This window comes from Methylobacterium gnaphalii (genome assembly GCF_007992215.1).
GTDB classification, from domain to species: Bacteria; Pseudomonadota; Alphaproteobacteria; order Rhizobiales; family Beijerinckiaceae; genus Methylobacterium; species Methylobacterium gnaphalii.
Genome location: NZ_BJZV01000014.1, coordinates 95,125 through 109,871, shown reverse-complemented (window position 1 = coordinate 109,871; position 14,747 = coordinate 95,125). Strand labels below are relative to the sequence as shown.

At 64.3% G+C, this 14,747-nt stretch carries 11 protein-coding genes; 7 read left to right on the top strand and 4 right to left on the bottom strand.

Going from position 1 to position 14,747, the window contains the following annotated elements; genetic code table 11:
* Positions 1–13: 13 nt before the first annotated feature.
* The 6 genes from MGN01_RS13705 (at position 14) to MGN01_RS13680 (ending at position 7,118) form a co-directional block, all read left to right on the top strand.
* Positions 14–1,507 carry a type II and III secretion system protein family protein gene (locus tag MGN01_RS13705; protein WP_147047212.1) on the top strand — a complete coding sequence of 498 codons (1,494 nt, stop codon included), beginning with the start codon at positions 14–16 and terminating at the stop codon, positions 1,505–1,507.
* A 61-nt stretch (positions 1,508–1,568) separates the two neighbouring features.
* On the top strand, positions 1,569–2,309 hold the full coding sequence (locus MGN01_RS13700) for a CpaD family pilus assembly protein (protein ID WP_147047211.1): 741 nt from the start codon (positions 1,569–1,571) through the stop codon (positions 2,307–2,309).
* Positions 2,310–2,390: 81 nt separating this feature from the next.
* Positions 2,391–3,635, top strand: a complete 1,245-nt coding sequence (locus tag MGN01_RS13695) for a CpaE/TadZ family protein (RefSeq protein WP_147047209.1) — start codon at positions 2,391–2,393, stop codon at positions 3,633–3,635.
* A 22-nt stretch (positions 3,636–3,657) separates the two neighbouring features.
* Complete coding sequence (locus MGN01_RS13690) at positions 3,658–5,109, top strand: TadA family conjugal transfer-associated ATPase (RefSeq protein WP_147047207.1); 1,452 nt, start codon at positions 3,658–3,660, stop codon at positions 5,107–5,109.
* Positions 5,106–6,074 carry a type II secretion system F family protein gene (locus MGN01_RS13685; protein WP_147047205.1) on the top strand — a complete coding sequence of 323 codons (969 nt, stop codon included), beginning with the start codon at positions 5,106–5,108 and terminating at the stop codon, positions 6,072–6,074. Before MGN01_RS13690 ends, MGN01_RS13685 begins: the two co-directional genes overlap by 4 nt.
* A gap of 75 nt (positions 6,075–6,149) precedes the next feature.
* Complete coding sequence (locus MGN01_RS13680; RefSeq protein WP_147047204.1) at positions 6,150–7,118, top strand: type II secretion system F family protein; 969 nt, start codon at positions 6,150–6,152, stop codon at positions 7,116–7,118.
* Positions 7,119–7,146: 28 nt separating this feature from the next.
* Here the strand turns inward: MGN01_RS13680 and MGN01_RS13675 are convergent, their stop codons facing one another.
* A complete protein-coding gene (locus MGN01_RS13675; RefSeq protein ID WP_147047202.1) occupies positions 7,147–7,983 on the bottom strand; it encodes a tetratricopeptide repeat protein in 837 nt (278 codons plus the stop codon).
* Between the two features lie 135 nt (positions 7,984–8,118).
* Between MGN01_RS13675 and MGN01_RS13670 the strand changes: the two genes are divergently transcribed.
* Positions 8,119–9,510: a leucyl aminopeptidase family protein gene (locus MGN01_RS13670; RefSeq protein WP_147047201.1), complete on the top strand. Its 1,392-nt coding sequence runs from the start codon at positions 8,119–8,121 to the stop codon at positions 9,508–9,510.
* 15 nt (positions 9,511–9,525) lie between these two features.
* On the opposite strand, the gene MGN01_RS13665 is transcribed toward MGN01_RS13670, so the two are convergent.
* From MGN01_RS13665 to mutS, 3 genes are all read right to left on the bottom strand, one after another.
* Positions 9,526–10,446, bottom strand: a complete 921-nt coding sequence (locus MGN01_RS13665) for an EcsC family protein (protein WP_147047199.1) — start codon at positions 10,444–10,446, stop codon at positions 9,526–9,528.
* Complete coding sequence (locus MGN01_RS13660; protein WP_147047197.1) at positions 10,443–11,855, bottom strand: AmpG family muropeptide MFS transporter; 1,413 nt, start codon at positions 11,853–11,855, stop codon at positions 10,443–10,445. Before MGN01_RS13660 ends, MGN01_RS13665 begins: the two co-directional genes overlap by 4 nt.
* A 75-nt stretch (positions 11,856–11,930) precedes the next feature.
* The gene (mutS, locus tag MGN01_RS13655) at positions 11,931–14,648 is read right to left on the bottom strand and encodes a DNA mismatch repair protein MutS (protein WP_147047196.1); all 2,718 of its coding nucleotides are present in this window, start codon (positions 14,646–14,648) and stop codon (positions 11,931–11,933) included.
* Positions 14,649–14,747: the final 99 nt, after the last annotated feature.

Here is a 14,747-nt window from a genome sequence, read left to right as displayed (position 1 = left end):
GGAAAGCAGTCTCATGACGATCAACCGCATGCGCCTCCTTATCCCGGCCTTCTGCGCTTTTGCCGTTGCGACCACCGCCGCCGCGCAAGGACAAACCCGCGGCGGCCTCGGCCAGGCACCCGTCGTGTCGGTAGGGGCAGACGAGTCTTCGGCCTCCCGGAAAGTCGAGCTGAGCAAGGGGCGCTCAATGATTATCGACCTTCCGCGCGATGCAAAGGAGGTCTTCGTCGCCAACCCCAACGTCGCGAATGCCGTCGTGCGATCGACCCGCAAGGTGTTCGTGATCGGTATGGAGGAAGGTGCAACCTCCATCTTCGTGATGGATGGCGATGGTCGCCAGATCGCGGCGCTCGACGTGGTCGTCGCACGTGAACTCAAGCTCCCGTTGCTCCAGCAGACCCTGCAGCAGAGCTTTCCAACTGGCCGATTTGAGGTCCGTTCGGCGGGAGACTCGATCATCCTATCCGGTACCGTCGCCTCCGCTTCTGATGCCAGCCGCGCGGTCGACTTAGCGAATGGGTTCGTGGGCGCTACGGGGGCGACGGGAGGCGCATCGGGCATCAGCGGTGGGACTGCCTCGCGTGGGGCGGTGATCAACAACCTGACCATTCGCGAGAAGGATCAGGTGATGCTGCGCGTCACTGTGGTCGAAGTGGCGCGGACGGTGCTCAAGCAGTTCGGCGTCAACGTCAGTGGTAGTTGGTCAAATCTCAACTTCGTCAATCAGACGCCTCTAGCCCTGTCAGGTTCGCAATTTCCCAACGGAAATCTTCTCTCCGGCACCCTGAACACCGGCGGTGGAGGAAGTCTCACGGCGACGCTGAGGGCATTCGAGCAGGCAGGCGTCTCTCGCATTCTGGCGGAGCCGACCCTGACCGCGATTTCGGGCGAGTCGGCCAATTTCACCGCAGGCGGTGAAATACCAGTGCCCAGTGGGGTAACTTGCTCGGGAGGCAACGGCTGCCAAGTTGGTCTGGAATTTAAACCTTACGGCGTCTCCTTAGTCTTTACGCCGGTAGTCTTGGCCGAAAACAGAATTTCGCTGCGCGTCGGTACCGAAGTGCGTGAAATCGATCCGCAAAATTCATTCAACTACACTTTCGCGAATTCAAATCAAACAACGCCTGTTCCCGGAATGACGGTGCGAAAGTCGGAGACAACAATAGAACTTGCGTCGGGTGCGACGATGATGACTGCCGGCCTTATTCAGCAGAAGTCGAAGACCGCTATCAATGGTTTGCCTGGGCTGATGAATCTTCCGATTCTCGGCGCCCTGTTTCGTTCGCGCGACTACCAGCGGCAGGAAACAGAGTTGATGATCATGGTCACCCCCTACATCGCTAAACCGATGCAGCCGTCTCAGGCACGCCGTCCCGACGACGGGTTTGTCGAGGCCACCGATCTTCAAGGTGTGCTGCTTGGACGCGTCAACAAGATCTACGGCTCGGCCGGCGGGCGTTCGCTCGGTCAGGGTTACCGCGGACATGTCGGCTTCATAGCCGACTGACCCGGATCTGAAATCTCCCGACATCCATGCCCGGCCAGAAGCCGTATCAGGATCGCGAACAATGGCACCCCGACCCTCGACAACGCTTCGCTTGCCGCTGGCTTTGGCAGCCCTTTCCCTTCTGGGCGCCTCACTGAGTGCCTGCAAAAGCGACCGCGTCGATCAGACCGGCTCGATCTATCCGCACGATGTGCGGGCTCGCCATGCCTTTGTACTCGCAGAGGGCGGTCGAACCCTTGATATTTTCCCGACTGGGCCCGGTCATCTCGATCCGCGCCAGGCGGCGGATCTCAACGCCTTCCTGCTTGAGTATCGGCGCTACGGGCGTGGCCAACTCACCATCGACATGCCGCGCGGCGCCGGTCCAATCGTTGGAGCTGCGGCGGAGCGGACAGGCGTGGCGGTCCGTCGAGTCATGGCCGAGAACGGTGTGCCGAAAGGCGCCATCGTCGTCGCGGACTACCTTGCTGCTGATCCTTCGCTCGCTTCGCCAGTCCGCCTCAGCTTCCAGCGTATGGAAGCCAAGGTTGCGAGCGAGTGTGGGTTGTGGCCGCAGGATCTGGGAGTCAGCACGCCTGTCTCTAGCGTGCGGAACGAGCCTACGTGGAACCTCGGATGTGCCACGCGCTCTAACATCGCTGCTCAAGTGGCCGATCCGGTTGACCTTGTGCGCGGCCGACCGGAGGGCCGCATCGATACGGTTCGTCGGACCCAGGTCATCGACCAGCTTCGCCAAAGCAAGGATCCGTCAACCACATGGCGTCAGGATGGGAAGGCTGAGGTGAAAACAGGCAGCCAGTAGCGGGCAGCGCCGTTAGACGATCGGATCGGCCTTCGTCGTTCCGGCCGTCACACGCGTAATTCCATCAACCGGAAGCGAGACATGCCGGACCCGAACGAGCCGAACGAGCGCATCATCGCTGCGGTCCCGCGGATCACGATCCAGGCCTTCTGCGAGACCGCGGAGACGGCGGCCTTAATCGAGACCACCGTCGGCGACCGGCGCATGGAGAAGGCGCACGTTCGCGTTCAGATGGGCGGCGGCGCGGCCGCGGTTGAGGCCTTCCGTCAAGCGCCGACGCCAAACGTCATCGTGATCGAGATCCAGGGTCCGAAGTCGCGCCCGCTCGAATGTCTCGATGCTCTCGCGGAAGTCTGCGACCCGGGCACCAAGGTCATTATCATCGGGCACGTCAATGACGTGCTGCTCTATCGCCAGTTTCTGCAGCGCGGCGTCAGCGAATACCTCATGGCCCCGGTCGAGCCGCTGAGCCTCATCTCGGCGATCTCCGATCTCTTCTCGGCACCGGGTGCGAAGCCGGTAGGACGGACGATTGCAGTGTTTGGCGCGCGGGGCGGCGTCGGGTCGTCGACGATTGCGCACAATCTTGCCTGGACCATCGCGCGAGAACACGGCACCGCGACGGTCATTGCCGACCTTTCGATCGCCTTCGGCACGGCAAGCCTGAATTTCAACCAGGATCCGCCGCAGGGTATCGCCGAGGCGGTCTTCGCGCCCGAGCGCCTCGACGCGAACCTGCTCGACCGGCTTTTGTCGAAGTGCAGCGACAACCTAAGCTTGCTATCGGCACCCGCCACCCTAGACCGGACGGTTGACCTCTCGGAGACGTCCTTCGACGCCCTCCTCGACCTGCTCAGGGCCGCCGTTCCTTGCATCGTGCTGGACGTACCGCAGGGCTGGTCGGCCTGGACGCGGCGCATGCTGATTGCAGCGGACGAGATTCTCATTGTCGCGCAGCCGGATCTTGCCTCGCTACGGAACACAAAGAACCTGCTTGCCCTCCTCGCACAGAGCCGCCCGAACGATGCCCGCGCCCGCGTGGTGCTGAATGGCGTCGGGGTCCCGAAGCGTCCTGAGATCGCCGCCGCCGAGTTCGCAAAGGCGCTCGACCTTACGCTAAGCGCCGTCTTGCCATCGGATCCGGCTCTGTTCGGAACAGCGGCGAACAATGGCCAGATGATTGCCGAGGTTCAGGCCAATGCGAAGCCGGCCGAGGTGTTCGGCAGCCTTGCTGCCGCTGTCACCGGTCGCGCCGAACTGCGCCGCAGCCGGCCGACCATGCTCGAGCCGCTGCTCGCCAAGCTTTCGCGCCGCAAGGCGTCCTAAGACACTGAAGGCGCGGGACGCGATGTTCGGCAGACGCACAGGTTCCTCCGCAGCTCCGGCACTGGCCCCCAAGCCGATGCCGGCGGCGCCTGCGCGCGTGGCTGAGCCGATCGCGATGCCGGTGCCTACGGAAGCCTCGGCGCGCCAGCGAACGGTCGCCCCGCCGCCAGCGCCGCAGAAGTCTGAGGACTACTTCCGTACCAAGAGCATGATCTTTGGTGCGCTGATCGAGGCCATCGACCTCGCCCAGCTCGCGCGCCTCGACGGCGAGAGTGCCCGCGAAGAAATCCGCGACATCGTGTCGGAAATTATCGGCCTCAAGAACATCGTCCTGTCGATTGCCGAGCAGGAAGAGCTACTCGACGACATCTGCAATGACGTGCTCGGTTACGGCCCGCTGGAGCCACTTCTGGCGCGCGACGATATCGCCGACGTGATGGTCAACGGGGCCGAGCGGACCTTCATCGAAGTCGCCGGCAAGATCCAGCTGACCTCCGTGCGCTTTCGCGACAATGCGCAGCTGATGAACATCTGCCAACGCATCGTCAGCCAGGTCGGCCGCCGCGTCGACGAAGCGTCGCCAATCTGCGATGCGCGCTTACCGGACGGCTCGCGCGTCAACGTCATCGCTCCGCCGCTCGCCATCGACGGGCCGGCCCTGACCATCCGTAAGTTCAAGAAGGACAAGCTGACCCTGGAGCAACTTGTCCGTTTCGGCGCGATTTCGCCAGAGGGCGCCAAGATCCTGCAGATCATCGGCAAAGTCCGCTGCAACGTCGTTATCTCGGGAGGTACCGGCTCGGGCAAGACGACGCTGCTGAACTGTCTCACAGCCTATATCGAGCACGACGAGCGCGTCATCACCTGCGAGGACGCCGCCGAGCTCCAACTCCAGCAGCCGCACGTCGTGCGTCTTGAGACCAGGCCTCCAAACCTCGAGGGCTCGGGCGCGATCACCATGCGCGATCTCGTCAAAAACTGCCTGCGCATGCGTCCTGAGCGCATCATCGTCGGCGAGGTGCGCGGACCCGAGGCCTTCGATCTGCTGCAGGCGATGAATACTGGCCACGACGGCTCCATGGGTACGTTGCACGCAAACTCGCCCCGTGAGTGCCTGTCGCGTATTGAGTCGATGATCACGATGGGCGGCTTCGCGCTACCGTCGCGGACGCTGCGCGAGATGATTACTGGCTCGGTCGACGTCATCATCCAGGCGATGCGCCTGCGCGACGGCTCGCGCCGCATCACTCACATCACCGAGGTGCTCGGGATGGAGGGCGACGTCATTATTACCCAGGATCTCTTAGTCTACGACATCCTCGGTGAGGACGCGAACGGCAAGCTGATTGGGCGCCACCGCTCGACCGGCGTCGGCCGCCCTCGCTTCTGGGAGCGGGCCCGCTACTACGGCGAAGAGCGCGCCCTCGCCGCGGCTCTCGACGCCGCCGCCGTTCCCGAGGCAGCCAACGAATGAACGCGACCGGCGCCTCGATCGCTGCGGGTTTGGCTGCGGTGGCGGCTGGCGGCATCGCTTACGTATTGCTTATGCCGCTTCTGTCCGGCGAGCGTCGCGCGGAGCAGCGCGTGAAGGCGCTTGGCACGCCGAAGGCCGCGATCGATCGGACGACTGCGATCAATCGGCGCGAGCAGGTCGCCAAGAGCCTGAAGGAAATTGAGGCCAAGAAGGCAACCACCAAGATCACCCTCGAGACCCGGCTGGCTCGTGCCGGCCTCGATTGGTCTCGCCAGAAATTCTTCGTCATCTCTGCGCTTGTGGGCCTCGTCGTCGGCGCCTTGGTCTTGATCGTGAGTGGTGACATGCTGGTGGGAGCGGGCGCAGCGTTCGCTGGCGCCTTCGGACTGCCCCGCTGGTGGCTGTCATTTCTGCAGAAGCGGCGTGTCGGCAAGTTCGTCGTCGAACTCCCGAACGCGATCGACGTGGTTGTCCGCGGCATCCGCTCGGGCATTCCCGTAGGCGACTGCTTGCGGATCATCGCGCGCGAGTCCCAGGAGCCCGTGCGCAGCGAGTTCCGAATGGCGATCGAGGCTCAGACCCTCGGCGTGCCGATGTCAGACGCGATCCTCAAAATGTATGAGCGCGTACCCGTCAACGACGTCAACTTCTTTGCTATCGTCATCGGCATTCAGGCAAAGTCGGGCGGCAACCTTTCGGAGGCGCTGAGCAACCTGTCGCGCGTGCTGCGAGAACGCAAGAAGATGGTTGGTAAAGTGCAGGCGATGAGCATGGAGGCGAAGGCCTCAGCTGCAATCATCGCATGTCTGCCATTTGTAGTCACGCTGCTGACCTACTTGTCGAGCCCCGACTATATCTCATTACTCTGGACGACGCAGATCGGGCGGCTGTCGCTGCTCGGATCTGCAATTTGGATGGTGATCGGCATCTTCACCATGAAGAAAATGATCAATTTCGACATTTGAGCGGCACCGCTCGCTGAGATGTGAGCGGTAGGAAACACAGCCCGACGAGTTCGGCGCCTCCAGGACTTGCGAGCCATGAACGGTTCCATCATCGACGCCCTGATGAACCCAAAGCTCGGCGCCATGGTGCTGACGGGTCTCGCCGTGGCGGCAACCGCTTTCGCTCTGGTTCAGCCGCTCCTTGAGCCGGATAGGCTTGGCAAGCGCATGAAGCTCGTGAGCGATGAGCGCGAACAGCTTCGCCAGCGCGAACGTGAGAAGATGGCGAACAAGTCGACGCTGCGCACCGAACCGAAGGCGTACATGAAAAACGTCGTCGAGCGGTTCAATCTCAGCCGGTGGCTCGGCACCGAAACGTCGAAGACAAAGCTCGTGATGGCCGGCTATCGCGGCCAGGGTGCGGAGACGGCTTTTCTGTTTTTCCGGCTCGTCTCGCCAGCCGTGATGGCTGTGGCATCGACGATCTACTTGTTTGTGCTCGATGTTCTCGATCAACCAGCCACGATCAAGATAGGGATCGTGATCGCTGCAACCTTCGTCGGCATCAAGCTGCCCGAACTCTTCCTGACCAATCTCATCGGAAAGCGTCAGGCCGAGATCAGGCGTGCATGGCCCGACGCGCTCGACCTCGCCCTGATCTGCGTCGAGTCCGGCATGGCGGTCGAGAACGCCTTCCGTCGTGTCGGCATCGAGATTGCCGCACAATCGCTGGTGCTGGCCGAGGAGCTTGCCCTGACCGTCGCCGAGCTGTCTTTCCTGCCGGAAAGGCGCACGGCCTACGAGAACATGGCCTCTCGCATCGGTCTGGAGGAGGTGAAGTCCGTCGCCACGGCATTGATCCAGGCCGAGCGCTACGGCACGCCCGTGGGCCAGGCTTTGCGCGTCCTAGCGCAGGAAAGCCGCGATCAGCGCCTGACAGCGGCGGAGAAGAAGGCTGCCGCGCTACCGCCGAAATTGACGGTGCCAATGATCCTATTCTTCTTGCCGGTGCTGTTCGTCGTGATCCTGATGCCGGCTGTCGTCCAGGTCTTCGGTTACAAGTGATCGCGACAGATTGGGAAACGCAATCCGGTCAGGTTCGGGGCGCGGCAATTACGGCTCGTGGCAGCTCGCGGCTGACGGTCTTGGCGGCCTTCTCGCTCGACTGACGTGCAACGACGGCGCGCAGCGAGACGATGTTCGCCGCAGCGGCTTCGGGCGTTAGGTCGCGGCGAAGAACCGTCTCGGCCTCGTCGAAGCGGCCCCTCAAGCCCAAGGCGAGCGCCAGGTTCTGGCGCACGCGTGCATCGGCATGCGGCTGATCTGCTGCCAGCCGCAGCGTCGTCTCCGCCTGATCGAGCTGACGTCCGAGCAGATAGGACAGTCCGAGGTTTGAAAGGACCGTTGGTTCGTTTGGCACGATCTTGAGAGCAGCCTCATAGAAGCCCTGCGCACGGACGTGATCACCGAGCTGATCGGCGACGGTTCCCTGCGCCGAGAGCACGCGCCAGTCCGGTTGGGCCGGTGTGTGCGCATTCTGGAGAACCTCGGCGGCTTCCGCGAAGCGGCCGGCATCAGCGAGACTCTTGCCGTAGGCAGCAAGCACGGCCCGGTTCTTCGGGTTGCGTAGGGCGGTCTGCTGCAGGACGGCGACAGCTTGTGTCCGCTGGTTTGTTGCGCGCAGCGCTGAAGCGTAGCGCATTGCGACTCCGACATCGGCCGGATCGGCGCTGTATTTTGCACCCAGATTATCGACCTCTCCGCGCGAGGCGGTGCGCGGTGTGGAAACGGCGCCAATGGAACCCGTCGTCTCCGGCGAGCGGGACTGGCATCCGGCCGCAAGAGCCGCGACGAGCGCTGCGGCGCCGAGTGACCGCCCCGCCTTACCGAATGATGAGAAGGCGTGAGGTATCAAAGGCGCCGCACGCATGTTCCGCTCCCGATCATCGTCGCTGCCGGCATCGCCGTCCCGATCCTTTGGTGATAGGTCGTTAACCCTAACGGTGCGTAAATCGGCCTCGGCCTCATACCGCAAACCTATTTTCCGCTTACGACGTCAGAGTCGATGCAACTCCACCTTCTCGATCTCCTTCCCGCCGGTACGGCCGCGATTCCGATCCGCGCCATCGATCAGGCCAATTGGGACAACGTCACCGCTGCTCTGACACCGGTTCAGCGTGCCTACGCAGGAACGACAGGCTTCACCCCGAAGGCAGGACGTGTATGCCTGTTGCCGAGCGAGGACGGTCGGCTGGAGCGTGTCCTCTTTGGACTCGGCGACACGAAGGCTGCCGCACACGATAGCTTCGTTGCCGGTCGCCTCGTCGCGCTTCTGCCTGAGGGGCGCTATCGCTTCGAGGAAAGCGGGCTCGACTTGGCCGATGCAGCCCTGGCCTGGCTAATGTCGAGCTACCGCTTCGACCGCTACAAGAAAGCGGCGGCTGCGTTGCCGGTTCTCGTCGCCCCCGAGAGCATTGATGCGGAAGCGGTTCTACGGATCGCCCGCGCCGTCGCCGCCGGGCGCGATCTCGTTAATACGCCGTCGAACGGGCTCGGCCCAGCTGAGATCGAGGCTGCCGCACGTGCGCTCGCGGAGCGCTTCGGCGCAGCGATCAACGTGACGAGCGGCGAAGAGCTCGAGCAGGAATTCCCAATGGTGCACGCGGTCGGGAAGGCCTCGACGCGGCCTCCCCGGCTGATCGATTTGACCTGGGGGCCAGCCGACGCTCCGCGCGTGACGCTCGTCGGCAAGGGTGTTGTCTTCGATACCGGCGGCCTCGACATCAAGCCGTCCAGCGGCATGCTGCTTATGAAAAAGGACATGGGCGGCGCAGCTGCGGCGCTCAGCGCCGCCGAAATGGTCATGGGATCCGGCCTGAAACTGCGCCTTCGCCTCATCATTCCAGCCGTCGAGAACGCGATCGCCGGAAACGCGTTCCGTCCCGGCGATATCCTCACGGCGCGCTCGGGCCTAACCGTCGAGATCGGCAACACCGATGCGGAGGGCCGGTTGATCCTGGCGGATGCCCTGTCGCTCGCTGAGGCTGAGAAGCCTGACCTGATCATCGACTTTGCGACGCTCACGGGTGCGGCTCGTACCGCACTCGGCCCCGACTTGCCTGCCTTTTTCACCGAAGATGATGCGCTGGCGTCAGCTGTCGAGACAGCCGGGCGCGAGGCCATCGACCCAGTGTGGCGGCTTCCGCTGCACGCGCCCTATGCAAGCCTGCTCGATTCGAAGGTCGCCGACTTAAATAACGTCTCGGGCGGCCCCTTCGCGGGAGCGATCACCGCGGCGCTTTTCCTGCGCCGCTTCGCGCCGAATACGAAGCGCCACGTCCATTTCGATCTCTACGGCTGGAATCCGTCAACAAAGCCGGGCCGCCCCGAAGGCGGCGAAGTGCAGACGGCGCGCCTCGTCCACCAGTTGCTGAAGACGCTCTATCCAGCTGACTGAGGCCGCCGCCGACGCTCAAGCGATACCGAGCGCTTCCTTCTCCAAGGTATAGGCCTCGCGCACCGGTTCGGCGCCATAAACGCGTTCCAAGCGGCGAACCGTGAAATGCGCCCGGGCCATCGCCTGGAAGTGGTTCATGAAGGCCGTGTTTACCGCCGCACCACCGAAGGCGCCGAGCACCGGGACGGCCTGCGCTGCAACCTTCTGCGAGACCACGATGCCGAAGCGCGCGGCGATCTGTGAGGCAAAGCGGATCAAAGCCGGCGCCGAAGAATCAAGCACCGAACGGTGAGCGGCGTATTTCGCCGCCTCCGCCATGGTCTTGGCGAGCGCGGCGCGCACCGCGAAGTAGCCACTCTCCGAGAGCGCGGTATCGGTGCCGCCGCGGCCGCCCAGCGCGAAAACCTGCACGCAGGCCAACGCATTCTCAGGATCGCTGAGATCTTCGCCCTCTTCACGGGCAATCTCGGCGATCGAGCGCAGCATCAGGGTCGTCGAGACCGGTAACTCGACGGCGAGCGTTGCCAAGCCGAAGGCGCCCCCAACTGCGCCCGACAATACCGCCATGGCCTTGTGTCGCGAGTCAGCTGACTGGAACAGGCGGCTCAACCGATTACCTGTCCGCTCCGCGACGGTTTCGAGGTCGGACGCTGCAGGAGCGACGTCCTTATCTGGCAAGGTCGCCAACGCGACACGCAAGGCCGCCCGCATCGCCCCTTCCGCGGAGCGCGCGACCACATCTGTCACCGGGGCGGGAAGCGAGCGGCCGATCATGTCGAGCGGCGCTCCGGCGGCGTTTGACAGCCGCGTTGCGAGGGTCGGCTTCTCAAGTACACCCACCGCGCGGCGCAGGGCCGCCAGATCCTCGTCGCTGAGGGATATCGGGGCTCCGGCGGGAACGGGTAGAACCTCTCCAGCCACGGTTAAATCGCTCACGTCTGCGCCCTCGCGGTTGCCGCAGGAATGCCGGATGTAGGAATTTCGTGGGCTTCGGAGGAGTTCCCTGCCGTCGGAGTTGCCGGGCATGCCGCGTTGGCCTTGGCGCGCTCGGGAACGCGGCCTACCGCGAAACAAAGCGCCACGACGGGAATTCCGACGGCCGCTGTCATCGTGAAGAAGGCCGGGTAGCCGTAGGCTGCTACGATGAATCCTGAGAGGCCCGCGACGAGCTTGCCAGGCAGAGCATAGAGCGACGAGAACAGCGCGTATTGGGTTGCCGCGTAGCCGGGCGTTGTCAGACTCGACATATAGGTGATCAGTGCGATTCCGGCGAAGGAGCCGCACAGGCTCTCAATCGACACGGTAATCGCTAGCCGCCACAGCTCGGGCTCACCAATGGAGAGCCAAGCCATCGAGAGATGCGAGGCTGCAGCGATAAAGGCGCCCGTGACAAGCGCCGGAAACATGCCAAAGCGCGAAATGGCCCACCCCCCTGCAAACCCGCCGGCGATGCCCACCCAGATGCCGACGAGTTTCACAATCGTCGCGATTTGCGGGAGGTCGTAGCCGAGCTTGATGTAGAGTGGGTTTGCCATCACGCCCGAGATGAAGTCGGGCATGCGGTAGAGCGCGACGAGTAACAGCACCGCGAAGAGCGCGTTTCCCATGCGGCGGTGCAACTCGGTTAGAGGCTCAAAAATAGCCCGTCGCACGCGTTCCATCGGCGTCGGGCGCTCGGACACCGGTGCGACCTCGCGCGCCCTGTCGTATCGTCCGGCGAACAGGGCGGCGATCAACCCGACGCCCATGGCCGCGGCCATGATCAGGTAGGCCAGGGTCCAGCCGCCATAGGCTGCGATGTAGAGTGCCCCGGCCCCTGCCAGGATCAGGCCGAAGCGATAGCCTAGGTTCGAGGTGGCGGCGAGAATGCCCTGCATGTCCGTGCCAGCCGCCTCGATGCGCCAGCCATCGATGACGACGTCCTGCGTCGCCGCGCAAAAAGCGACGAGAAACGCACCGAGCCCGAGGAGCGCAAGGCTGTGCTCGGGGTCGGAAAAGGCCATGAGGACCAGCGCGAGTGCCGTCGCGATCTGCGTCGCCACCATCCAGGCACGCCGCCGCCCGAGCCATGGCGCCAGCACCGGCAGGTCGATCCGGTCGATGGTTGGTGCCCAAAGGAACTTCAGCGAATAGGGCATGGCGACGTAGCTGAACAATCCGATCGCCTTGATGTCGATCGAGGATTGGGCGAGCCGAAGAGTGAAGGTGCCGAGCACGAGAAGCAGCGGCAGACCAGAGGAGAAGCCGAGCGCCAGCATCTGAATGACGCGAGGATCCTCAAAGAGGTCGCGCATGCGGAATTTCCGGCCCTGGGGCTGGGTCGCGTCCGAATCCGTCGCGGCCATGGGTCGAACTCCTCGCTTCGAGCGGTCCTTATCTGCAAACATCGTGGCAGTCTTGCGCCACGAATCGCGGTGCGCTCACGCCTTGCGTGCGCGCTCCTTCTTGAGCCGGTACAGTGCTTCGAGTGCTTCGCGCGGCGTCATCGCGTCTGGGTCGAGCTCGTCGATGAGATCTCCGATACCGTCGTCGGCAATGACGGGATGGACGGGCTCGGGCGGCGGTGCGTCAGCGAGGCTCGCGAAGAGCGGGAGATCGTCGATCTTACGGCGGGCTGGCCTGTCCCGCTCCGAGGCCTCCAGGCCCTTCAGGATCGCTCCGGCCCGCGCCACTACGGTCTTCGGCAATCCGGCGAGGCGCGCGACCTGCAACCCGTAAGAGCGCTCCGCGATACCCGGCACGACCTCGTGCAGGAAGATCACCTCGCCGCGATGCTCGGTGACCCGCAGTGTGGCGTTGTCGAGCCGAGACAGGCGCTGCGACAGCGCAGTCAGCTCGTGGAAATGCGTTGCGAACAGCGCCCGACAGCCATTGGTCTCGTGTAGATGCTCCAGGCAGGCCCACGCGATCGAGAGGCCGTCGAACGTCGCCGTGCCGCGGCCGATCTCGTCGAGGACGACGAGAGAACGCCGTGTTGCCTGATTGAGGATCGCGGCGGTTTCGACCATCTCGACCATGAAAGTCGAATGTCCGCGGGCGAGATCATCCGCCGCGCCGACGCGGGAGAACAGGCGATCGACGAGGCCTAGATGGGCAGCGCGCGCCGGCACGAAGGCGCCCATCTGCGCGAGCACGACGATCAGCGCGTTCTGGCGCAGGAAGGTGGACTTACCGCCCATGTTGGGGCCGGTGACGAGACGGATGCGGCCGCTTTCCTTACCGGACAGATCGCAGTCATTGGCGATGAAGGGCTCGCCCGCGCGGCGCAGAGCTGACTCCACGACGGGATGGCGGCCACCCTCGACGGTGAGGGCGACGCTCTCGTCGAGCTTGGGCCGGACCCAGTCGAGTTCCACAGCGAGTTCCGCGTGGCTCGTCGCCACGTCGAGAGCTGCCAGCGCCTCGGCAACGTCGGCGATGATGCCTGCCTGGGCCAGCACCAGGCTCGCAAGTGCGTCGAAAACCTCGCCTTCCATGGCGAGGACACGGTCTGAAGCGCTAGAGACCTTGGATTCCAGCTCGCCCAGCTCGACGCTGGTGAAGCGCATCGCGTCCACCATGGTCTGGCGGTGCACGAAATCCTTCATCAGACCCTTGAGGCAGGCCTCACCGACCTGCTGCGGCACCTCGATGTAGAAGCCAAGCACGTTGTTGTGCTTGATCCGGAGGGTGCGGCAGCCGGATTCCTCGGCGTAGCGGGCTTGGAGCGCAGCGATCACCTTGCGGGAATCGCGCCCGAGTTCACGCATCTCGTCGATCTCGGCTCGGTAGCCCGACCGCACGAAGTTGCCGTCGCGCCGGCTGAGCGGCAACTCGTCGGCGAGCGCGATCGTGAGTTCGGCGACGAGCCCGTCATCCACCCCGGACAGCCGCTCCGCGATGTCTTTAAGGAGCTTCGGCGCATTCTCAGCACCTGCGAGCCGGCCAGCGATCCTTGCTGCTGCGTCGAGGCCGTCGCGCAGGGCAGCGAGATCGCGGGGTCCCCCGCGCCCGAGCCCGGTGCGTGAGAGGGCCCGGGCGATATCGGGAGCGCTGGCGAGCGCGTCGCGCAGCGGACCGCGCAGGCTCGGCTCGCCAGCGAGATAGGTCACCGCTGCATGGCGGCTACCGATGGCTTCCAGATCGGTGAGCGGCCCTGCGAGATGCTCGGCGAGGAGCCGAGCGCCGCCGGCCGAGACGGTGCGATCGATCGTATCGAGCAGGCTTCCCTTTCGCTCACCGGAGAGCGTGCGGGTGAGTTCCAGGTTCGCACGTGTCGCCGCATCGATCGCCAGCGTTGCGCCGCTTGCCTCTTGGGTCGGCGCGGACAGCGGAACACGCGTGCCGATCTGCGTGCGCTCGATGTACAGCAACGCCGCGCCGGCCGCCGCGACCTCCGCGCGGCTGAACGCTCCGAACCCTTCGAGGGTCGCAACACCGAACTGCTCGCGGATGCGCCGCTCGGCTGAGGCCGGCTCCAGTTCGGCCTGGGCCAGCGGCACGACGGCCGCGGACGTGTCGCGCCAGAGCCGCGCCAGACCCGGATCGGAATAGATCGCCTCGGACAGCACGATCTCGCGCGGTTCGTAGCGGGCGATGGCAGCGGACAAGGCACTATCGGCGACCTCGCTCAGCGAGAAGCGTCCGGTCGAGATGTCGAGCGCTGCGAGCCCGTAGGCATATGCCTGGTCAGAGACCTTGCGGCGGCCGATGGCGAGCAGCAGGTTCGCGCGGGCTGGGTCGAGCAGCCGGTCCTCGGTAATGGTGCCGGGCGTCACGAGGCGCTGAACCTCGCGACGAACCACCGATTTCGGCCCGCGCTTCTTGGCCTCGGCTGGGTCCTCGACCTGCTGGCAAACCGCGACGCGATGTCCAAGTGCGATCAGGCGGCTGAGATAGTCGTCGGCGCGCTCGACCGGCACTCCGCACATCGGAATCTCGTTGCCGCCGTGCTTGCCGCGCTTGGTCAGCACGATGCCCAGTGCGCGTGAGGCGATTTCGGCATCCTCGAAGAACAGCTCGAAGAAGTCGCCCATCCGGTAGAAAAGCAGGCAGTCGGTATTGGCCGCCTTGATCTCCAGATACTGCGCCATCATCGGCGTCGCGCCGGCGCGATCGAACGAAGCGGGCACTTTCGCGGTCACGGGTTCGCGGCTCATGCGGCCACGCTTAGCAGAAGCCGTTCGTTGAATCAGACGAGCGCCGCCTCTGGCTTGGGAAAACGCTACTTTCCATACTGCCGAGATCCAGTTGCATCG